The sequence below is a fragment of the Enterococcus sp. DIV0802b genome (genome assembly GCF_050543535.1).
GTDB lineage: Bacteria > Bacillota > Bacilli > Lactobacillales > Enterococcaceae > Enterococcus_D > Enterococcus_D entomosocium.
Genome location: NZ_CP172941.1, coordinates 257,735 through 279,040, shown reverse-complemented (window position 1 = coordinate 279,040; position 21,306 = coordinate 257,735). Strand labels below are relative to the sequence as shown.

Sequence of the window (21,306 nt, the reverse complement as noted above, 5' to 3'; positions counted from 1 at the left end):
TTATTATAGTTTGATTTCGATATTAACACCGCTTGGCAAGTCTAGCTTCATTAAAGCATCAACAGTTTTTGGTGTTGGATTCACAATGTCGATTAGACGTTTGTGTGTACGCATTTCGAATTGTTCGCGTGAATCTTTGTATTTGTGCGTCGCACGGATGATCGTGTACAAGCTGCGTTCAGTTGGTAATGGAATTGGACCAGATACGCCAGCTCCAGTTCTCTTTGCAGTTTCTACGATTTTATCCGCTGATTGATCTAAAATACGATGTTCATACGCTTTTAAACGGATACGAATTTTTTGTTTTGCCATTGTTTTCCCTCCTTCGCCTATTTTGAAAAGTAGACATAGCTCCACGAAAATTTTCCGTCACGCTCGTCCATGGCAAAGCGTCCGGGCGTGTCGCAACCTCTCGTTTCGTAGCCGGCAGAAAATTTCTTTGCTGCCAGTGTGACTTACGTATTTACGTAAACAGCACCTTTATGATTATATTACGGATAAACATTGATTGCAAGCTTTTTTTATGGAAAAACCGGGATTCTTTTGCATTTCTTTCAGAAAATTTTCTTTTGTTTTCGAAACACAAAAAAAGAAGCGTTGCCCGCTTCTTTTAAGCGCTTCTTCAATTCCTATTTATGATAGAAGCAAACCTGCTATTGCGGCGCTTCTTCATTCATACGTCCTTGGGCGTGGGTATAGGCACCATGCCACACATGGCCCACATAGGGATTGATGACCACGCCTTCTTTGATTGCTGCTGTGACAAAGGCTTTCGCTAAGCGAACACTTTCCACGACGGGTTTGCCTTTTGCAAGACCGGCAGCGATCGCCGCTGAAAAGGTGCAGCCTGCTCCGTGATTGAAATCAGTAGCGATTTTGCCACTTTCTAACAAGAGGAAGGATTCTCCATCATAAACAAGGTCAATGGCTTTTGCTCCTGGCAAGCGATGACCACCTTTGATCACGACGTATTTAGCACCTAATTGATGGATTTTTTCAGCAGCTTGCTTCATGGCTTCCACACTCGTCAAATCACCCAAACCTGAAAGAATCCCCGCTTCTACTAAATTAGGGGTGACAACATCTGCTAAAGGCAACAAATGCGTGATGATGGCATCGACACTTTTTGGCTGTAAGATTTCTGCAGTCCCTTTGCAAGCAATGACGGGATCGATCACCACATTTTTAACTTGCTGTTGTTGAATCATCTTCGCTGCTTGCACAATATTGTCTTCATTGCCTAACATCCCCGTTTTAAGGGCATCCATCGGATCACCTGCAAAGGCGGAGATCAATTGCTTTTCAACAAGCGCTGGTTCCATTGCCGTTACTTCATGGCTCCAACCCGCTTGTGGATCCATCGTGACGATCGAAGCAATCGTGGCAAAACCAAAGACACCATACTCCTGAAACGTTTTTAAATCTGCTTCGATACCGGCACCTCCGGTTGAATCAGACCCGGCAATTGATATTACTTTTTCCATCTTCCTCATCTCCTTGTTCTTTTTGCTAAGTATAGTCAATCTTCCCCTTGACGAAAAGAGCCATTTGGCTTATTTTTAAACCATCCAATTGAAAAAGGTGGTGCAGGATGGCTTCATCAAGTATCGACAAACAAAAGAAACAACCGATTTACCAGCAGATCGTGACCCATTTTATCGAAGAGATCCAAGCGGGAACCTATGGGCCTGGGGATCGTTTACCACCAGAGCGCAGCCTTGCTCAGACTTTTGACGTCAACCGTTCCACCGTCGTCAAAGCGTTAGATGAATTGAAGAGCTTAGGATGGATCGAACGAAAACAAGGCAGCGGCTCTCGCGTATTGGAAGGTCGTTGGGGGAACCGACAAACACCGCTTTCTTATTTGCGCTCGTCTTTAAGCAGCCCTTACTTGCAGCAAGACCCTTACGTTCAACAGATTCAGCACTTGCGCACCGAGAAGGATGTGCTGGATCTGTACACAGGTGATCTACCTACCGATCTGATTCCCGACTTCACGTTTCCCGCCTTTACATGGGAAGAGATCCGCAAAGAAAGCACCAAAGTATTACCGACGGGTTATGAGCCTTTGCAAGAAATCTTATTGCAGCACCTTGCTGATTCCTTCAATTTGCCCATCAGCGGTCAAAAACTAGTAATTACTGCCGGTTCGACGCAAGGAATCACCTTGCTGATGCAAGTCTTATTGCATGCGGGGGATTGTATTGCGACAGAGGACCCTTCTTTCTTGTTCTCTCTCCCCTTGTTTTCCACGATGAATGTCCAGCTGATTGGGATCAAGCAGGATAGTGAAGGGATGCGGCCTGCGGCATTGGAAAAAGTGTTGAAGGAAAAGAAGATCAAATTCGTCTATCTGAACCCCACCTTCCAAAACCCAACTGGCCACACCATGAGCGAGCATCGGCGCCAAGCGATCATCCGCCTTTGCCAGACCTACCAAGTACCGATCATTGAGGATGATGTTTTTAGCGAGTTGGCTTTTGATGAAGTACCGCCCAAGCTAAAATCCATGGCTCCCGAAACCGTCATTTATTTAGGCTCGCTTTCAAAATTACTTGGGTCATCAATCAAAATCGGCTGGCTTTTGGTGCCAGAAGCGTTAGCCGACCAATTTGCCCAAGCGAAAAAACGGATGGCGATCGATACCACGATCTTCCCGCAAGTCCTTGCCAACATCGCCTTACGCTCCTCTGATTACCACCAGCAGCAGCGGACACTGCTTACAGAAATGGCCCAGCGCCAGCAAGACCTACTCCAACTCTTGCAGGCATTTCAGGAGGACTGGCAATGGCAGCCGACGAAAGGCGGTCTTTACCTGTGGTTGACTTGGCGTCACCGCACATTGACTCGCAAAGATTGGTCGCTCTTTTTGGCGAACGATTGCTTAGTAGCACCTGCGTTTCTTTTCAGTAACGATACGAATGGCTTGCGTTTGAACTATACCCGCTTAGCCAAAGATGATTTACCACGATTTCAAGAACGATTCACAAAAATCACCCAACAGTTAAAGGAGCAAACCTATGAACGAAACCATTGAGCTTTTGCACAATCATCGCACTTACCGACAATTTGACCCTGACTACCGCTTGAGCCAAGAACAAGTAACCGCGATTTTGACTGCCGCTCGTCAAGCACCAAGCTGGATGAATGGGCAAGCCTATTCGATCCTGGTGATCGACGACCCGCAGATCCGCCAACAAATGGTCGAATGGAATACTGGCAATCCTCATATCGCAGCAAGTTCACTCTTTCTGCTATTTTTAGCTGATTTAAATCGAACCAAAAAAGTTGCTGACGAAAAACAGACTCCCTATCCAATCGATGAGGGCTATCAGCCACTATTGATCGCCACCACTGATGCCAGCATCGCTTTGCAATCTGGTGCGATCGCTGCTGAATCACTGGGCTTAGGCACCGTCATTTCTGGCAGTGTCCGCAAAGACAGCGCCAAAATCGCTGAATTGTTGCACTTACCAGAATATGTCTATCCTGTGGCTGGCTTGAGCATCGGTAAACCAATCGTAGAAATGAAGGTCAAACCTCGCTTGCCAGAAGAAGCGGTCATTCATTACAACCATTATCAGGACTATTCTTATGAGGCGATCGAAGCGTACGATCAAACGATGACTGCTTTTGGAGAAGCCCGCGAGACCAAACCATGGTCAGAAAAATTCGCTGGCTTTTACAGCAATCGTCCTGACCAAGGATTTGACGCCTTCTTGAAGAAGCAAAATCTAATAAAATAAAAAGCACCGCTCTCTTTAGCTTCGATGAACCGTAACGGATTCATCAACGCTAGAGAGAGCGGCTTTTTTCTACAAAAGTCAAAAAAAGGGCTCTATAATTTATGGGACTGATGAATCAGAATTGATTCTTCAGTCCCATTTTCATTTTAGGTATTAAAAAACATATCGTTCTCTAGTATGATTAAATCACCACAAAATAAACAACTGAGAGGACGATATGCTATATGAATGATTCTATCAAAAAAATGCTGAGAATAATAGAGAAAGATTTGATGATTATAGAGGTCTCTTACGAGACCCTTCAGAAGAAAAAGACGTTGGTCGTCGATGCTGTTCTCTCGCCTACTCCTCGTGCTTGTAGAAGTTGTGGTTCTACTGTGGTAGATGGAAACGGGAAAACAATTATAGTGAAAAATGGGAAGAAGGAAACGATTGTCCGTTTTGAACAATACAATCAGATGCCTTTGGTTATGCGCCTAAAAAAGCAGCGCTATACCTGTAAAAACTGCCGAACCCATTGGACTGCTCAAAGTTATTTTGTCCAACCCAGACATTCAATCGCAAATCATGTTAGATATAAAATTGCTTCTTTACTGACTGAAAAAGTATCTTTATCTTTTATTGCGAAAAGCTGTCAGGTATCTTTGACCACCGTTATTCGTACATTGAAAGAGTTTAAAAGCTATTTACCAAAGCAATCTAAGAAGATTCTCCCCAGAGTATTGATGGTTGATGAATTTCGTTCGCATGCTTCCATAGAAGATAAAATGAGCTTTATTTGCGCAGATGGCGAAACAGGAAAATTAATAGATGTTTTGCCTACGCGTAAATTACCTCGATTAACAAGCTATTTCTTAGGTTGTACCAATCCAGAAGAAGTAGAATTCTTGGTGACAGACATGAACGCCGCCTACTTCCAGCTCACCAAACGTGTTCTGCCAAATGCGAAAGTAGTGATTGATCGGTTTCATATTGTCAAACACATGAATCAAGCGTTCAATGAGTTGCGTATCCGTGAAATGAATGAACTTCGTAAAGCCGGACAGAAAAGCCAGGCAGAAAAACTGAAAAAGAACTGGCGCTTTTTGCTAAAAAATCGTGCAAACATCAACCATTATGAATACAAAACATGGAAAAGTTTCCGAGCACCAAAATACCCATTTCTTACTGAAGCAATGATGATTGATCGATTGCTTGAGTTTTCTACGCCCCTGAAGGAGGCGTATCCCTTTTTTCATGAATTAGTTGAAGCCTTTCGAGACAAAGACCCTGACTTGTTTTTCTCCTTATTGACAGAACTTCCCAAAACGTTAGATGACAGCTTTCGGGAGAAGCTTCAAAACCTTCTGACCTATGAAGAAGGCATCACCAACGCAATGATCTATCCTTATTCCAATGGAAAAATAGAAGCGAAGAATACCCACATAAAGACAATGAAACGAGTATCCTACGGATTTAAATCATTCGAGAACATGAGAATTAGAATCTTTTTGATCAATCAATTAATCAAAGTAAGATAACAAAAAATCTGAGCCAGAATGTGGTTCATTCTGACCCAGATTTGATTTTACGCAACTCATCAGTCCTTATTGACAAAGAGCCAAAAAAAGAGCAAAAGCGCGTACGCTTTTGCTCTTCGATCAATCAAATTAAGCTTGGATTGAAGTTACAACGCCTGAACCAACAGTACGTCCGCCTTCACGAATTGAGAAACGAGTTCCGTCTTCGATAGCGATTGGGTGGATCAATTCAACGTCGATTGTTACGTTATCACCAGGCATAACCATTTCAGTTCCTTCTGGTAATTCAACAACACCAGTTACGTCAGTTGTACGGAAGTAGAACTGAGGACGGTAGTTAGTGAAGAATGGAGTGTGACGTCCACCTTCTTCTTTTGTTAAAACGTAAACTTCAGCTTTAAATTTTGTATGAGGTGTGATTGTACCAGCTTTAGCCAATACTTGTCCACGTTGGATGTCTTCACGAGCAACACCACGTAGCAATGCACCAATGTTATCCCCTGCTTCAGCATAGTCTAACAATTTACGGAACATTTCAACACCAGTTACAGTTGTTTTAGCAGTTTCTTCAGCAATACCAACGATTTCAACTTCGTCACCAACGCGAACTTGTCCACGTTCAACACGGCCTGTAGCAACAGTACCACGTCCAGTGATTGAGAATACGTCTTCGACTGGCATCATGAATGGTTTGTCAGTGTCACGTTCTGGAGTTGGAACGTATTCGTCAACTGCAGCCATTAATTCCATGATTTTTTCTTCGTATGAAGCATCGCCTTCAAGAGCTTTCAAAGCAGAACCAGCGATTACAGGAACATCGTCGCCTGGGAAGTCATATTCTGACAATAAGTCACGAACTTCCATTTCAACTAATTCTAGTAATTCTTCGTCATCAACCATATCCATTTTGTTTAAGAAAACAACGATGTATGGTACACCAACGTTACGTGATAACAAGATGTGTTCACGTGTTTGAGGCATAGGACCATCAGCAGCAGATACTACTAAGATCGCGCCGTCCATTTGAGCAGCACCAGTGATCATGTTTTTAACGTAGTCCGCGTGTCCTGGGCAGTCAACGTGAGCATAGTGACGTGCTTCAGTTTCGTACTCAACGTGAGCAGTTGAGATAGTGATTCCGCGTTCGCGTTCTTCTGGAGCGCCATCGATTTGGTCGTAAGCTGAAGCTTGAGCCAAACCTTTTTTAGATAATACAGTTGTGATAGCAGCTGTAAGTGTAGTTTTACCATGGTCAACGTGTCCGATCGTACCAATGTTTACGTGGGGTTTAGAACGGTCAAATTTTTCTTTTGCCATTTTAAAATGTTCCTCCTAAAAATGCAGTTTATTTTTTATATTTGATAGGTAGGGAGCCGCAGCTCCCCATCCCTTATCATCGATAATATTGTACACGAAACTCAGAAAAAAATATAGCTTTTTACTTAATTTCCTATACTTCCATCAATTATTCAGCTTTGCCGCCGTTTTTCTTGATGATTTCTTCTTGAACAGATTTTGGTACATCTTCATAGTGATCAAATGTCATCATGAACGTACCGCGACCTTGTGTTGATGAACGAAGTGTCGTTGCGTAACCGAACATTTCAGCTAATGGCACGATTGCGTTCACGATTTGTGAGTTACCGTGTGCTTCCATTCCTTCTACGCGTCCACGACGAGCAGTTACGTGACCCATAACATCACCTAAGTAATCTTCTGGTACAGTGATAACTACTTTCATCATTGGTTCAAGAATTACTGGATTTGCTTTCTTCGCTGCAGCACGTAAAGCCATAGAAGCTGCAACACGGAAGGCAGTTTCACTTGAATCGACATCATGGTATGAACCATCATAAAGTTTTGCTTTGATGTCTACTAATGGGTAACCGGCTAAGACACCGTTCGCCATTGAGTCTTCAAGTCCTTTTTCAACTGCTGGGATGTATTCACGAGGAACCACACCACCGACAATCGCGTTTTCGAATTCGAAGCCTTTACCTTCTTCGTTTGGTGTAAATTCGACCCATACGTGACCGTATTGACCTTTACCACCAGACTGACGTACAAATTTACCTTCCGCTTGTGTTGCTGCACGGAATGTTTCACGATAAGAAACTTGAGGCGCACCTACGTTTGCTTCAACTTTAAATTCGCGACGCATACGGTCAACTAAGACGTCCAAGTGAAGTTCTCCCATACCAGCGATAACAGTTTCGCCTGTTTCAGCGTTTGTTTCCACACGGAATGATGGATCTTCTTCAGCAAGTTTTTGTAAAGCAACCCCCATTTTATCTTGGTCAGCTTTTGATTTAGGCTCAACAGCGACTTCGATAACTGGTTCTGGGAATTCGATTGATTCAAGGATTACTGGTGATTTTTCATCACATAGTGTATCCCCAGTTGTTGTGTCTTTCAAACCAACAGCAGCGGCGATATCGCCTGAGTATACTGTTTGGATTTCAGCACGTGTGTTGGCGTGCATTTGTAGGATACGACCGATACGTTCGCGTTTGCCTTTTGAAGCATTCAATACGTATGATCCAGAGTTCAAGATACCTGAATACACACGGAAGAATGTCAAACGACCTACGAATGGGTCAGTCATTACTTTAAATGCTAATGAAGCAAATGGTGCTTCATCGTCAGCCGGACGATCAGTTTCTTCGTCTGTTTTAGGATTGATCCCTTTAATCGCAGGAACATCAAGTGGTGAAGGCAAGTAGTCGATGACTGCATCCAACATCAATTGAACCCCTTTGTTTTTAAAGGCAGATCCACAAAGAACAGGGAAAAAGTCAACAGTCAATGTTGCTTGACGAATACCAGCTTTCAATTCTTCTTCAGTGATTTCTTCACCTTCCAAGAATTTCATCATTAGTTCTTCATCAGTATCAGCAACAGCTTCGATTAATTTTTCGCGCCATTCTTCAGCTAATTCTACATATTCTTCAGGAATTTCAGTCTCTTGGATTTCAGTTCCTAAGTCATTTGTGTAGATTTCAGCTTTCATTTTTACTAAGTCGATAATACCAGTAAAGTCATCTTCCGCACCAATTGGTAATTGGATTGGGTGAGCATTTGCTTGTAAACGATCATGTAAAGTTGATACAGAGTATAAGAAGTCTGCACCAATTTTGTCCATTTTGTTACAGAATACAACACGTGGTACGCGGTAATCTGTCGCTTGACGCCAAACTGTTTCTGTTTGAGGTTCTACACCTGATTGTGAGTCCAACACAGTTACAGCACCATCAAGTACACGCAATGAACGTTGCACTTCGATTGTGAAGTCCACGTGTCCTGGTGTGTCGATGATATTTACGCGGTTTTCTTTCCATTGCGCAGTTGTCGCAGCAGAAGTGATTGTGATCCCACGTTCTTGTTCTTGTTCCATCCAGTCCATTTGAGAAGCACCTTCATGTGTTTCACCAATTTTATGGATTTTACCTGTGTAATAAAGGATACGTTCAGTTGTCGTTGTTTTACCAGCGTCAACGTGGGCCATGATCCCGATATTACGAGTTTTTTCTAGCGAAAATTCTCTTGCCATTCTAGGTTGTTCCCCTCTCATTCTTACTTAACTTAAGCTAAGGTTGTCTCAGTACCTTCCAATAAAAAGCAGTGAGGATCTTACCAACGATAGTGAGCAAATGCGCGGTTGGCTTCCGCCATTTTGTGTGTGTCTTCGCGTTTTTTCACAGAAGCACCAGTGTTGTTTGCTGCATCCATGATTTCTTTTGCAAGACGTTCTTCCATTGTGTGTTCGCCACGCAAACGAGCGTAGTTTACCACCCAACGAAGACCTAGAGTTGTACGACGTTCAGGACGTACTTCTACTGGTACTTGGTAGTTAGAACCACCGACACGGCGAGCTTTAACTTCCAATACAGGCATAATGTTTTTCATTGCTTGTTCGAAAACTTCCAATGGATCATTTCCTGTAGATTCTTTGATAATGCCAAAAGCATTGTAGATAATATTTGCAGCAACACCGCGTTTACCATCAACCATTACACGGTTGATCAAACGAGTTACTAATTTTGAGTTATAAATAGGATCTGGTAAAACATCACGTTTTGCAACAGGACCTTTACGAGGCATCCGTAACTCCTCCTTCCGAGATATCAGTTCTGATTTAAATAAGATTCATTTGATCTGTTTGTCTTAAAGATTAAGCTTTAGGACGTTTTGTACCATATTTAGAACGAGATTGTTTACGATCGTTAACACCGGCAGTATCCAATGCACCACGAACGATATGGTAACGTACCCCTGGTAAGTCTTTTACACGTCCACCACGTAACAAGACCACGCTGTGTTCTTGTAAGTTGTGTCCGATACCTGGAATATAAGCTGTCACTTCAATCAAGTTTGACAAACGAACACGCGCATATTTACGTAGAGCTGAGTTCGGTTTTTTCGGTGTCATAGTTCCCACACGAGTAGCTACCCCACGCTTTTGAGGTGAGTTAACATTCGTTTGAGCTTTCTTGAAACTGTTATATCCTTTGTTCAATGCTGGTGAATTTGATTTTTCAACCTTGGATTTACGAGGTTTACGTACTAATTGATTAATTGTAGGCATCCCTAGTTGTCCTCCTTCCTTGATTCGCTTTATAGTCCCACACATCCAGGTGGTTCTTTTTTTGCGATAAAAAATAATGCATTCTCTGCATTCATATCAACTATGCTTTGATAGACAGTCAGCACGTCTCCAACGAGAGACCTGTAGATAAAGCACCTTTGATAGAATATCATGCTTATTCTTACCTGTCAAGTATCCTCCCAAGCTTTTTTCAAAAGAAATCTGTTACGAAAAAATCCGCAAATTTTGCGCTTCTTCCTATATAATAGAGACAAAGCATTTATTTAAAAAAGGCGGGAAGAAAATGAACCTAAAAGAAATGGTCGGCATTGAAGCGGCTAGTTATGTAAAAGATGGCATGGTCGTTGGCTTGGGCACTGGCTCAACAGCCTACTACATGATTGAAGAACTGGGTCGACGTGTAAAAGAAGAAGGTCTATCGATCACTGGTGTCCCAACTTCTTGGGCATCGAAAAAACAAGCAGAAGGATTAGGTATCCCGATTCGCACCATCGATGAAGTGGACGCTGTGGATCTAACGATCGACGGTGCAGATGAGATCAGCAAGGATTATCATGGCATCAAAGGCGGCGGTGCAGCCCTTTTATTCGAAAAAATCGTGGCGTCTAACTCCAAAAAAGTTTTGTGGATCGTTGATGAATCGAAAATGGTCGAAACACTTGGTGCCTTCCCGTTGCCAGTGGAAGTGATCCCTTATGGCAGCCAACAACTGTTGCGTCTGTTCGAGAAGAAAAACTACCATCCAAAACTGCGTCTGAATGAAGAAGGCGAACCTTTAAAAACCGATTGCAGCAATTACATCATCGATCTTCATCTAGAAACGATCACCGCTCCTACTGAGTTGGCACAGGAATTAGATGCTACAGTGGGCGTGGTTGAACACGGTCTGTTTTTGGATATGGTTCATACGATCATTGTCGGATTGCCTGAAGGACCGAGTACCAAGCACGTTAGATAAAGGAAACAAAAAAGGAGAAGCAAAAATGCTTCTCTTTTTTTCGTTATTTTTCTTCAATCGACTTAATTTTTATTATTTTTTGTGCAAATTACCCTATCATTTAAGAAATAATTATGATACATTCAATAAAAAGGGAAAGGTAGGAGGGTTTATGAAAATCATAGGCTATGCTCGTTCAACGATCACCGATAACTCAACAAGTGAACAATTAAACAAGCTCGAAGAATTTGGGTGTCATGAATTTTTCCATGAGACATTTAGCGTGGAAGAAAGTGAAGAAAATCATTCATTGGAGTCAGTGGTGGCACAAATGCAGCCCGGTGACACCTTAGTCGTTACGGAACTGCATCGTTTAGGGAAGACGACCAGACAGCTGACCGATCTCACGGATCTATTAAAACAGCGAGAGCTTCATCTGGTTTCACTGGCAGAACAAATCGATACCCGCGGTCCGATGGGACAGGTTTACTTCAATTTGATGGAAGGACTTGCGATCATGGAACGCTCACTCATCAAAGAGCGCACGCTGGTCGGCTTAAATAAAGCCCGCAAAAAAGGCAAAATTGGCGGTCGTCCAAAGATCGATCCAAAAACGATCAAAAAAATCCGTCAATTGTACTACGAAAAAAAAGAAACGATTCAATATATTTCTGAAAAATGCGGTGTTTCTGTAGGTACATGCTATAAATACATAAAATTATCCGAAGAAGAATGGAACAAGTTACGTTCATAGTTGTCGACTCCCCCTAGAACAGCATGAAACAAAAGCGGTCCTCTTTTTAATGATCCCCTTTTGTTTTTCCTTAAGAATGGCGTTTTCCCCCAGCTTTTCCTCCAAAACCATGGAAATTCTTTGAGAAAGAGTGTACAATAAATACGGAATTGAAAATTTCAGAAAAATATCGAATATCTAAAGGAGAGTTTTACATGCCAAAATTAGTATTTTCTCGTCATGGACTAAGCGAATGGAACAAATTAAACCAGTTTACCGGTTGGGCTGATGTTGATCTAGCGCCAGAAGGTGTCGAAGAAGCAATCGAAGGCGGACGTAAAATCAAAGAAGCAGGCATCGAATTTGACGTTGCTTACACATCTGTTTTAACTCGTGCCATCAAAACTTGTAATTACATTTTAGAATATTCTGATCAACTTTGGGTACCAACGATCAAATCATGGCGCTTAAACGAACGTCATTACGGTAAATTACAAGGTTTAAATAAAAAAGAAACTGCTGAAAAATACGGTGACGAACAAGTACACATCTGGCGTCGTTCTTACGATGTTTTACCTCCATTGATGGAAGCTTCAGATGAAGGTTCTGCTGCAAACGACCGTCGTTATGCAATGCTTGACCCTCGCGACGTACCTGGTGGAGAAAACTTAAAAGTTACTTTAGAACGTGCATTGCCTTTCTGGCAAGATGAAATCGCCCCAGCATTAAAAGACGACAAAACTGTCTTAGTTGCGGCTCACGGAAACTCTCTACGTGCATTAGCAAAACATATCGAAGGTATTTCTGACGAAGATATCATGGATCTTGAGATCCCAACTGGTCAACCACTTGTTTATGAATTGAACGATGATTTGACTGTTGCGAAAAAATACTACTTATAAGCCTCGCTTATCGCTGCCCTTTTTAACCAAAGGGCAGTTTTTTTATTGGCATTTTCTCCCCCCTCTTTTATAATTGAGGGCATACTCGAAAGGAGCTTATTATGAAACTAGTCAAAAATGATACCGTTTTATTTTTAGGTGACAGCATCACAGATTGCGATCGTGATCGCCAAGCCCCCCACGATTTAGGACATGGGTTTGCCCGTCTCGTTGCCGATCAGCTGGCAGAGAAATTCTCCACTGCGGGCTTTACCTTTTATAACCGCGGGATCGGCGGCAATAAAGCTGCCGATGTCTTAGCCCGTCTCCAAGAAGATTGCCTCCAATTAGCGCCTGACGCCTTGGTCTTTATGATTGGGATCAACGACACGTGGCACAATGCCGGTGGTCCCGATTTTGGTTCAGAAGCTGCGGCAACGTCCTTTGAGGCAACCTACCGTCAAATTCTGGAACAAGTGACCCAACAGGGGATCACGCGTATTTTCTTGCTGGAACCTTTTGTATTGCCATATCCTGAAGATCGCCAAACCTGGCGGATCGATCTTGATCCGAAAATCCAAATCGTTCGTCGCTTAGCTGCCGCCTTTCATTGTCAACTGCTGCCGCTGGATGGCTTGTTTGCCGAAGCATCCGTCGCTAGCTCCCCACAGGCACTGACAGGCGATGACGGTGTGCACCCCACTCCTGCAGGACACGCCTTGATTGCGAATCAGCTAATGGCCCGTTTGGCTTTTTCTTCTGAAGGGTAAATAAACAGACCGCTCCGCGACAACCAAGTCGCAGGAACGGTCTTTTTAATGATTAAAGATAGGTTGAAGGAGTCAAGGAATCTTGGTAGATTGCGATCACGTCTTCTTCTTGTAGCGGTACATACGCATTTGTTGCAATAGAGCTGAATTGAACTGCTTGAGCCGCCATTTCAGCAAAATGAGTGTCATCGGCGATCCCCACTTCTGGCAAAGTCATCGGAATATCGCAAGAAGCAAAAAAGTCATACAGTTTTTGAATCCCCATTCGGGCAGCTAATTCTGGCACTGCTTCTTGGACACCAAAGACTTCTCTGGCAAAACGCGCAAATTTCGGCGCCGTTTCTTCATTCAATACATGAAGCATCCAGCGTGGGGTCAGGATCGCTAAGCCTACGCCATGGGTAATGTCATAAAACGCACTCAACTCATGCTCCATCGCATGACAAGACCATGCACCACCCTTGCCGCTTCCAGTCAAACCATTTAAGGCTAAGGTGCTCGCCCACATCAAATTCGCCCGTGCGTCATAGTCCGAGGGATCCTTTAATGCGATGGGCAGATTTTTAATGACTGCTTTTAGCAATCCTTCTGCTACACCGTCTTGGACATCTGTTCCTTCTGTTTTACTGAAATAATTTTCAATCAGATGGCTCATGATATCCGCTGAACCGGCAGCCGTTTGATAACGACTGACACTAAAGGTCGTTGTTGGATCTAAAAAGGATACTTTCGGTAAAAATTCGGGTCCGTGAACGCCAAGTTTTTGTTTCGTTTCTAGATTAGAGATCACTGCGCCGCGATTCATTTCACTGCCGGTAGCCGCAAGGGTCAAGATCGTTACTAATGGAATCGCTGGTCCTTGATAGCTTCTGGAAAGTACTAAGTCCCAAGGCTCTTGCTCACTGCAAGCCGCCCCAGCAATCACTTTGCTGCAATCAATGACAGAACCGCCGCCAACAGCTAAAATGACGTCGATCTTTTCTGAACGACAAAGAGCGGCTCCTTGACGAACGGTTTCGATTCGTGGATTTGGATCGACACCAGTCAATTCAGTGACTTGATTGCCGTTGGCAGTCAATTGCGCCATGACTGCATCGTACAAGCCGTTTTTCTTGATACTGCCGCCACCATAGACTAGCAAGACGTTTTTTCCAAATGTATTCAGTACTTCTGGCAATTCGTTCAGACGGTCTTTCCCAAAACGAATGTCCGTCGTTACATGAAACGTAAAATTATTCATTGTCTCGTCTCCTTTTTACACCTTTTCTTTTCATTAAACCATTTTCTGGCAAAAGTGCAACGCTTCTTCGTGGCTTTTTGCCAACAAAAAAAGATAACACATTCTCGGTTGCATGCAAACCAATACGATTTGGCTGCTTGCTCTATCAAAAGCAAGCAGCCCTCGCATCGTTCATGCACCGATCCTGTGGTATCTTTTTTACGCAATCGCTGTTTCTAAGCCAACTTTGATCATGTCGTTAAACGTCGTTTGTCTTTCTTCTGGCGTTGTTTCTTCTCCAGTGATGATGTGGTCGCTGACGGTACAGATCGCTAAGGTTTGAACGTGGAATTTCGCCCCTAAATAGTATAAGGCTGCGGCTTCCATCTCAACACCCATCACCCCAAGGTCTGCCAACTGTAACGTTTCCGTCATGTCATCTTTGTAGAAGGTATCTTCAGATAAGATGTTGCCGACGTGGGTCGTAAATCCTGATTCAATCGCTGTATCATAGGCTTTACGCAGCAGTGCAAAGTCAGCGATTGGTGGGAAATGGAAACTTTGGAAGTTTTTTGCCACCATCGAGGAACTTGTTGCTGCCGCTTGGGCAATCACAAGATCACGCACATGGACATCTTTTGAGATGGCACCACACGTACCGACCCGAATCAATTTCTTCACGCCGTAAGAGTTGATCAATTCATGGGCATAGATGCTCGCTGAAGGCATGCCCATGCCGGTTCCTTGGACAGAGACCCGCTCGCCCTTATAAACGCCTGTATAGCCCAACATTCCCCGAACATTGTTGTAACAGATCGGGTCTTCTAAAAATGTTTCAGCAATATATTTCGCCCGCAGTGGATCACCTGGTAACAAGATTTTGTCTGCGATCTCGCCTGCTTTTGCTTCGATATGAACGCTCATTCGTTTTTCTCCTTTGGTCTGCTTTTTATAGTACTGTTAACGTTTCTTTGATCAACGCTTTAAATTCTGCCTTGACCCGTTCCGTCGTTTCCACGACTTCTTCGTGATTCAAGCTCGCTTGCATACCAGCAGCCAAGTTTGTGATGCAAGAAACACCTAAGACTTTCAAGCCACTGTGAACAGCAACGATCACTTCTGGGACAGTCGACATACCGACAGCATCGGCACCGATCGTCCGAGCAAAGCGGATCTCTGCTGGCGTTTCATACGTAGGACCTGAGAAGCCCATATAGACGCCTTCTTTTAAGTGCAATCCTTTTGATGCGCCAACTTTTTGTGCCGCTTCCCGATAAGGCAAATGGTAAGCTTGGCTCATATCTGGGAAACGTGGACCCATTTCTTCTTCGTTTTCACCAATCAGTGGGTTGTCCCCCATAAAGTTGATTTGATCGGTGATCAACATCAAGTCTCCAGGCTGGAAGCTTTCGTTCACACCGCCACAGGCATTGGTCACGACTAAGGAATGAGCTTTCAATGCCGCCATCACACGGACGGGGTAAGTGACCGTCTGCATCGAATGGCCTTCATAATAATGGAATCGTCCTTGCATCGCTAAGACTTTTTTCCCAGCTAATGTTCCATAGACCAATTGTCCGGCATGACCGACCACTGTCGAAACAGGAAAATGCGGGATATCGTTATAAGGCAACACGATTGGGTTTTCGATCTCATCGGCTAGTTCCCCTAAGCCAGATCCTAAAATCAACCCAAATTCCACTTCACCGACGCCGCTTCCTTTGATAAATGCCGTTGTTTCTTGTAATTTCTCATGTAACGTTGTCATTTCATCACCTCTAATTTAAATGTTTTAAAAAGCTTGTTCCGTTTTCTGTAGCTGAAACACCAAAGTTTTCAGCGATCGTTGCGGAAATATCCGCATAGTAGCCTTGTGGCAATTGGCCTTGGCCTTGAAATTTCTTGCTGTACGCTAGTAATGGCACATATTCTCTCGTGTGATCCGTTCCCGTAAAGGTTGGGTCATTGCCGTGGTCAGCTGTGATCAACAGCAGATCCTCGTCTCCCATTGCTTCTAAGAGTTCTGGAATACGCAAATCAAAATCTTCAATGGCGTGGGCATACCCTACGACATCGCGACGGTGACCATAAAGCGCATCGAAGTCGACTAAGTTCGTAAAGCTTAGACCCGTAAAGTCTTGTTTCATCGCCTTCAATAATTGATCCACACCGTCCATATTGCTCTTCGTCCGTACAGAATCGGTGATTCCTTGCCCGTTGAAGATATCATTGATTTTCCCAACGGCGATCACGTCTTTTCCAGCTTCTTTCAATGAATCTAACACTGTATGGCCAAATGGATCGAGTGCGTAGTCATGACGATTGCTCGTACGAGTAAAGTTTCCAGGCTCACCGACATAAGGACGCGCGATGATGCGGCCGATCATATACGGCTCATCTTTCGTGATATCCCGAACGTACTGACAAATACGATACAATTCTTCTAATGGAATGATTTCCTCATGAGCGGCGATCTGCAACACTGGGTCAGCCGAAGTGTAAACGATCAGATCCCCGGTCTTCATTTGATGTTCGCCAAAGTCATCAATGACTGCTGTCCCAGAATACGGCGCATTGCAGACGATTTTGCGTCCAGAGAACGCTTCGATCTGTTGCAATAATTCATCGGGAAACCCATCTGGAAATACGCGGAAAGGCTTTTGGATATTCAAGCCCATGATCTCCCAGTGACCCGTCATCGTATCTTTCCCAACAGAAACTTCTTCCAATTTGGTTGCATACCCATCATGGTCAGCTACCGCCTTTACGCCTTCTAAAGGACGAATCGTACCTAGGCCTAATTGTTCCAAGTGAGGGATCGTTAAGCCTGCTTCTTTTGCAATATGGCCTAATGTATCTGAACCGACATCACCAAAAGCTGCCGCATCAGGTGCTTCACCAATTCCGACTGAATCCATCACGATCAAGTGTACACGTTTAAACATTCTATTCCCTACTTTCTTTATTTTATGCTTTTACAAGCGGATCTACTACCTCTATCATACTAAACTTAAGCAAAAATTGCGCTGGGTTGCTTTGGAAATTTCCTGACGCTTTCCTTTCACCCAGAGGATAGAAAAAGGGCAGGACACAGCAACACATTCATGTCCCATAGCCCCACCCTTTCATACTGAAAAAATTATTTAGATTTAATGTAGTTCTTCCCGTTAGCTTTCGGACCAGCAGCTTTTCCAAGGAAAAGAACGAGCACGATGATCGTCAAGGCATAAGGCGCAGCTTGTAAGTAAACTGCTGGAATGGAAGAGATGATTGGCAGCTGGCCACCTACGATACTGATGTTTTGCGCGAAACCGAAGAAAATCGCTGCTCCCATCGCACCAAGTGGATTCCATTTACCAAAGATCATCGCAGCCATCGAGATAAACCCTTGACCGGCGATCGTTGTCACAGCAAAGCGACCCGCGATCGATTGAGCAAACAAGGCACCGCCCATCCCACCAAGGAATCCAGAGATCAAGACGCCTGAGTAACGCATCACGTAAACATTGATCCCTAAGGTATCAGCTGCTTGAGGATGCTCACCGACAGAACGAAGACGCAACCCAAAGCGTGTTTTGAAAATCACGAACCACGCGATCACTGAGATCAAAATAGCGAAGTACGCCGGTAAGAACGTTTGATTAAAGAAAATCGGGCCAATGATAGGAATATCTTTAAGAATCGGGAAATTGAAATACCCCAATGTCCGTTGGATGTTATCGGTTTGCCCTTTGTTGTAGATCGCTTTAACTAAGAACACGGCCAAAGCTGGTGCCATCAAGTTCATCACCGTACCACTGATGATGTGGTCTGCACGGAAGTTGATGGTTGCCACCGCATGCAGCAAGGAGAAAACCACACCGACAAGTCCGCCGACGAGCATCCCTAACCACGGTGTCCACGCACCAAATTGTGACGCAAATTCAATATTGAAAACAATCGAGCTAAAAGCACCCATAACCATGATTCCTTCAAGACCCACGTTAACGATCCCGCTTCGCTCTGAGAACACGCCACCTAGCGCCGTCAAAATCAGAGGAGACGCATAAATCAATGTTTGAGTGACGATCGAAGAAATTAAACTAATATCCATTAGATGGTTCCTCCTTCCTGATCTTGATCGTTTGGTTGGGCTTCAATCTCCTGTACGACCAGCGCTTCTTTTTTGCCGTCAAAGATTTTTGCCAACAAGAAACGAATCACAAAACTGATCGCTACGAAGAAAATAATAATTGCGATATTAACATCAACTAATTCAGATGGAATACCTGCAAACTGCATGCCTTGTCCACCTAATTTCAAAATACTGAACAAGAGGGCTGAAAGCAAGATTCCGATCGATGAGCCGCTTCCTAACAAGGATACAGCCATACCGTCAAACCCGATGCTTAATGATGACCCTTGAACGAAGAAGTTTTCAAACGTTCCTAGTCCTTGAACGACTCCACCTAATCCGGCAAGTGTTCCAGAGATGATCATGGAGATAATGATCGTCCGTTTGCTACTCATCCCAGCATATTCAGAAGCGCTTGGGTTCAAGCCCACCGCGCGGATCTCATAACCAAGAGTGGTTTTTTTCATCAAGAACCAAACCAAAACTAAGAAGATTAAAGCTAAGAAGATCCCCAAGTTCAAGCGAGAGTTGCTCGTGATGCTTGCTAGAAACGGGGTCTGCATGGAGGCATTTTCCCCCACCATTTTCGTGACCCCTTTTGTCGTGATCATGGATTCGCTCATCACATTATTGACTAAATGGTTCCCCGTATAAAGCAAGATATAGTTCATCATGATCGTCACGATGACTTCACTCGTACCAAAGAATGCCCGTAGGAACCCAGGAATCGCAGCTGCGATCGCCCCGCATAACGCCCCTACGATCACGGCTAATGGCAAGACCACCAACCGAGGCGCATCCGGCATCGCTAGTGCGACCCAGATACTGGCAACCCAACCTGCTAGCGCTTGACCAGAAAGACCGATATTGAAGAATCCCGCTGAGTTTGCAACGGCAAATCCAAGAGCGGTAAAGATCAATGGTCCTGCTGTAACAAAAATCTCACCAATGTTGCGGGCATTTAACCCACCTGTTTGTCCGTTGATAAAAACGGTCCGGAACATTTGTGTATACCCTGTGATCGGGCTGTAGCCGAAGGCCGCCATGATGATTCCGCCAAGGACGAATCCCAACAAGACAGCGATGATCGGCACTAATATATTGCGGATCTTTTCTTTGCGGTTATTCAACCGAACCACCTACTTCCTCCATTTGCAGCTCTCGTCTTGCTTCCTCCAAGGAGTACCCTGCCATCAACAAGCCAAGCTCTTTCTCTGATGTTTCTTTCGGATCAACGACCCCAACGATCTCACCAGCATGAATAACAGCAATGCGGTCTGATACATTCAAAATTTCATCTAATTCAAAGCTGACTAATAAAACAGCTTTGAACTTATCCCGTTGTTCAATCAAGCGTTTGTGGATAAATTCGATCGCTCCGACATCCAACCCACGGGTCGGATTGGCAACGATCAATAGATCAGGATCGCGGCTGATTTCTCGTGCGATAATCGCTTTTTGTTGATTCCCGCCGGACAATGCCCGTGCCGGTACGATCTCATTGACTGTTCGTACATCAAATTCTTGAATCAAGTCACGAGCAAACTCGTTGATCTCTCCATAATCCAAGACACCTGCATTACTCAAAGGTTTTTTGTAGTAGGTTTGCAAGGCGATGTTTTCTGATAACATCATATCCAAGACAAGCCCGTATTTATGGCGGTCTTCTGGCACATGACCAACGCCGGCTTCGGTGACTTTCCGAGGCTTGAAGTTGGTGATGTCATCGCCATTCAGCAAGACCTTGCCGCTTTCGACTTTCCGTAAACCAGTGATGGCTTGTAACAGCTCTGATTGCCCATTGCCATCGATACCAGCAATCCCCAATACTTCACCTGCACGTACTTCTAAGCTTAAGTTTTTGACTGCTTCTAAGCCACGGTTTTCTTTTACAACTAAGTTTTCAACAGAAAGCACGACTTCTTTTGGTGACGCCTCTTTCTTCGGTGTCTTGAAGGACACAGAACGACCAACCATCATATCGGCCAACTGTTGGGAGCTGACGTCTTTGACATTGACAGTGCCGATCCCTTGCCCCCGACGGATAACTGTACAGCGGTCTGCCACCGCTTTGATCTCATCCAGTTTGTGGGTGATCAAGATGATCGATTTCCCTTCACGCACCAATCCGCGCATGATCTCGATCAGCTCTTCGATTTCTTGCGGTGTCAAAACTGCCGTTGGTTCATCAAAAATCAGTACATCTGCGCCGCGGTAAAGAGTTTTCAAGATCTCTACCCGTTGTTCCATCCCGACAGAGATGTCACGCACATAGGCATCTGGATCAACCGATAAACCATATTGTTCAGAAACTTTTTTGATTTCTTTGCGGGCTTTCTTGCGATCTAACACACCGAGATGATGGGGTTCGCTTCCCAAAATGATATTTTCTGTTACAGTAAAGGCGTCTACCAGCATGAAATGCTGATGCACCATACCGATCCCCAATTTGTTTGCTGCGGTCGGACTCGTGATATTCACTTTTTCACCATTCATCCAGATTTCACCAGATGTTGGTTCCAATAATCCTGACAACATATTCATCAAGGTCGACTTGCCCGCTCCATTTTCACCAAGCAATGCGTGGATTTCTCCTGGCCTTACTTGCAAGTTGACATCGTCATTGGCTTTGAACGTTCCAAACTCTTTGGTGATATGACGCATTTCTACAACATATTTTTCCTCAGCCAAATTACTCACATCCTTACTTTCTAATTCGCTTATACAAACCATTCGTCATGTCAAAAAAATAATTGCTATTGCTTAGGATGATTACTATC

The 21,306-nt window shown here is 44.0% G+C and carries 20 protein-coding genes; 7 read left to right on the top strand and 13 right to left on the bottom strand.

Features of this window, described 5'->3' with window-relative positions:
- Positions 1–3: 3 nt before the first annotated feature.
- Both rpsJ and thiD read right to left on the bottom strand, forming a co-directional pair.
- Positions 4–312, bottom strand: a complete 309-nt coding sequence (gene rpsJ / locus IGJ12_RS01295) for a 30S ribosomal protein S10 (RefSeq protein ID WP_003127966.1) — start codon at positions 310–312, stop codon at positions 4–6.
- Between the two features lie 341 nt (positions 313–653).
- Positions 654–1,484, bottom strand: coding sequence for a bifunctional hydroxymethylpyrimidine kinase/phosphomethylpyrimidine kinase (thiD, locus tag IGJ12_RS01290; protein WP_087664790.1), 831 nt, complete (start codon positions 1,482–1,484; stop codon positions 654–656).
- Between the two features lie 107 nt (positions 1,485–1,591).
- On the opposite strand from thiD, the gene IGJ12_RS01285 reads away from it, so the two are divergent.
- From IGJ12_RS01285 to IGJ12_RS01275, 3 genes are all read left to right on the top strand, one after another.
- Positions 1,592–3,037 carry a PLP-dependent aminotransferase family protein gene (locus tag IGJ12_RS01285; RefSeq protein ID WP_016611501.1) on the top strand — a complete coding sequence of 482 codons (1,446 nt, stop codon included), beginning with the start codon at positions 1,592–1,594 and terminating at the stop codon, positions 3,035–3,037.
- Positions 3,021–3,746, top strand: coding sequence for a nitroreductase family protein (locus tag IGJ12_RS01280; protein WP_005232539.1), 726 nt, complete (start codon positions 3,021–3,023; stop codon positions 3,744–3,746). Before IGJ12_RS01285 ends, IGJ12_RS01280 begins: the two co-directional genes overlap by 17 nt.
- A 224-nt stretch (positions 3,747–3,970) precedes the next feature.
- Positions 3,971–5,266 carry an ISL3 family transposase gene (locus IGJ12_RS01275; RefSeq protein WP_429946989.1) on the top strand — a complete coding sequence of 432 codons (1,296 nt, stop codon included), beginning with the start codon at positions 3,971–3,973 and terminating at the stop codon, positions 5,264–5,266.
- A gap of 129 nt (positions 5,267–5,395) precedes the next feature.
- On the opposite strand, the gene tuf is transcribed toward IGJ12_RS01275, so the two are convergent.
- The 4 genes from tuf to rpsL form a co-directional block, all read right to left on the bottom strand.
- Positions 5,396–6,583: an elongation factor Tu gene (tuf, locus tag IGJ12_RS01270; protein WP_005226902.1), complete on the bottom strand. Its 1,188-nt coding sequence runs from the start codon at positions 6,581–6,583 to the stop codon at positions 5,396–5,398.
- Positions 6,584–6,731: 148 nt separating this feature from the next.
- A complete protein-coding gene (fusA, locus tag IGJ12_RS01265) occupies positions 6,732–8,816 on the bottom strand; it encodes an elongation factor G (protein ID WP_005226900.1) in 2,085 nt (694 codons plus the stop codon).
- Between the two features lie 80 nt (positions 8,817–8,896).
- Entirely contained in the window at positions 8,897–9,367 is a 471-nt protein-coding gene (gene rpsG / locus IGJ12_RS01260; protein ID WP_003127957.1) for a 30S ribosomal protein S7, read from the bottom strand.
- 70 nt (positions 9,368–9,437) lie between these two features.
- Positions 9,438–9,851 carry a 30S ribosomal protein S12 gene (rpsL, locus tag IGJ12_RS01255; RefSeq protein ID WP_003127956.1) on the bottom strand — a complete coding sequence of 138 codons (414 nt, stop codon included), beginning with the start codon at positions 9,849–9,851 and terminating at the stop codon, positions 9,438–9,440.
- Between the two features lie 304 nt (positions 9,852–10,155).
- On the opposite strand from rpsL, the gene rpiA reads away from it, so the two are divergent.
- From rpiA to IGJ12_RS01235, 4 genes are all read left to right on the top strand, one after another.
- A complete protein-coding gene (rpiA, locus tag IGJ12_RS01250) occupies positions 10,156–10,830 on the top strand; it encodes a ribose-5-phosphate isomerase RpiA (protein WP_005226875.1) in 675 nt (224 codons plus the stop codon).
- A 151-nt stretch (positions 10,831–10,981) separates the two neighbouring features.
- Positions 10,982–11,563, top strand: coding sequence for a recombinase family protein (locus IGJ12_RS01245; protein WP_005226873.1), 582 nt, complete (start codon positions 10,982–10,984; stop codon positions 11,561–11,563).
- Between the two features lie 194 nt (positions 11,564–11,757).
- Positions 11,758–12,444, top strand: a complete 687-nt coding sequence (gpmA, locus tag IGJ12_RS01240; RefSeq protein ID WP_005226871.1) for a 2,3-diphosphoglycerate-dependent phosphoglycerate mutase — start codon at positions 11,758–11,760, stop codon at positions 12,442–12,444.
- Positions 12,445–12,545: 101 nt separating this feature from the next.
- Complete coding sequence (locus tag IGJ12_RS01235) at positions 12,546–13,193, top strand: SGNH/GDSL hydrolase family protein (RefSeq protein ID WP_430619268.1); 648 nt, start codon at positions 12,546–12,548, stop codon at positions 13,191–13,193.
- A 52-nt stretch (positions 13,194–13,245) separates the two neighbouring features.
- Here IGJ12_RS01235 and IGJ12_RS01230 read toward each other — a convergent pair whose 3' ends face one another.
- From IGJ12_RS01230 to IGJ12_RS01200, 7 genes are all read right to left on the bottom strand, one after another.
- Positions 13,246–14,433 (bottom strand): iron-containing alcohol dehydrogenase, encoded by a 1,188-nt coding sequence (locus tag IGJ12_RS01230; protein ID WP_420657317.1) that lies wholly within the window; start codon positions 14,431–14,433, stop codon positions 13,246–13,248.
- 198 nt (positions 14,434–14,631) lie between these two features.
- Positions 14,632–15,336, bottom strand: coding sequence for a purine-nucleoside phosphorylase (gene deoD, locus IGJ12_RS01225; protein WP_005226852.1), 705 nt, complete (start codon positions 15,334–15,336; stop codon positions 14,632–14,634).
- A gap of 25 nt (positions 15,337–15,361) precedes the next feature.
- Positions 15,362–16,180, bottom strand: coding sequence for a purine-nucleoside phosphorylase (locus tag IGJ12_RS01220; protein WP_429970083.1), 819 nt, complete (start codon positions 16,178–16,180; stop codon positions 15,362–15,364).
- A 10-nt stretch (positions 16,181–16,190) separates the two neighbouring features.
- Positions 16,191–17,357 (bottom strand): phosphopentomutase, encoded by a 1,167-nt coding sequence (gene deoB, locus IGJ12_RS01215; protein ID WP_422705469.1) that lies wholly within the window; start codon positions 17,355–17,357, stop codon positions 16,191–16,193.
- Positions 17,358–17,551: 194 nt separating this feature from the next.
- Positions 17,552–18,505 (bottom strand): ABC transporter permease, encoded by a 954-nt coding sequence (locus IGJ12_RS01210; RefSeq protein ID WP_005232556.1) that lies wholly within the window; start codon positions 18,503–18,505, stop codon positions 17,552–17,554.
- Positions 18,505–19,656 (bottom strand): ABC transporter permease, encoded by a 1,152-nt coding sequence (locus IGJ12_RS01205; RefSeq protein WP_005226844.1) that lies wholly within the window; start codon positions 19,654–19,656, stop codon positions 18,505–18,507. The genes IGJ12_RS01210 and IGJ12_RS01205 overlap by 1 nt, the downstream gene beginning before the upstream one ends.
- Positions 19,649–21,259: an ABC transporter ATP-binding protein gene (locus tag IGJ12_RS01200; RefSeq protein ID WP_005232559.1), complete on the bottom strand. Its 1,611-nt coding sequence runs from the start codon at positions 21,257–21,259 to the stop codon at positions 19,649–19,651. The genes IGJ12_RS01205 and IGJ12_RS01200 overlap by 8 nt, the downstream gene beginning before the upstream one ends.
- Positions 21,260–21,306: the final 47 nt, after the last annotated feature.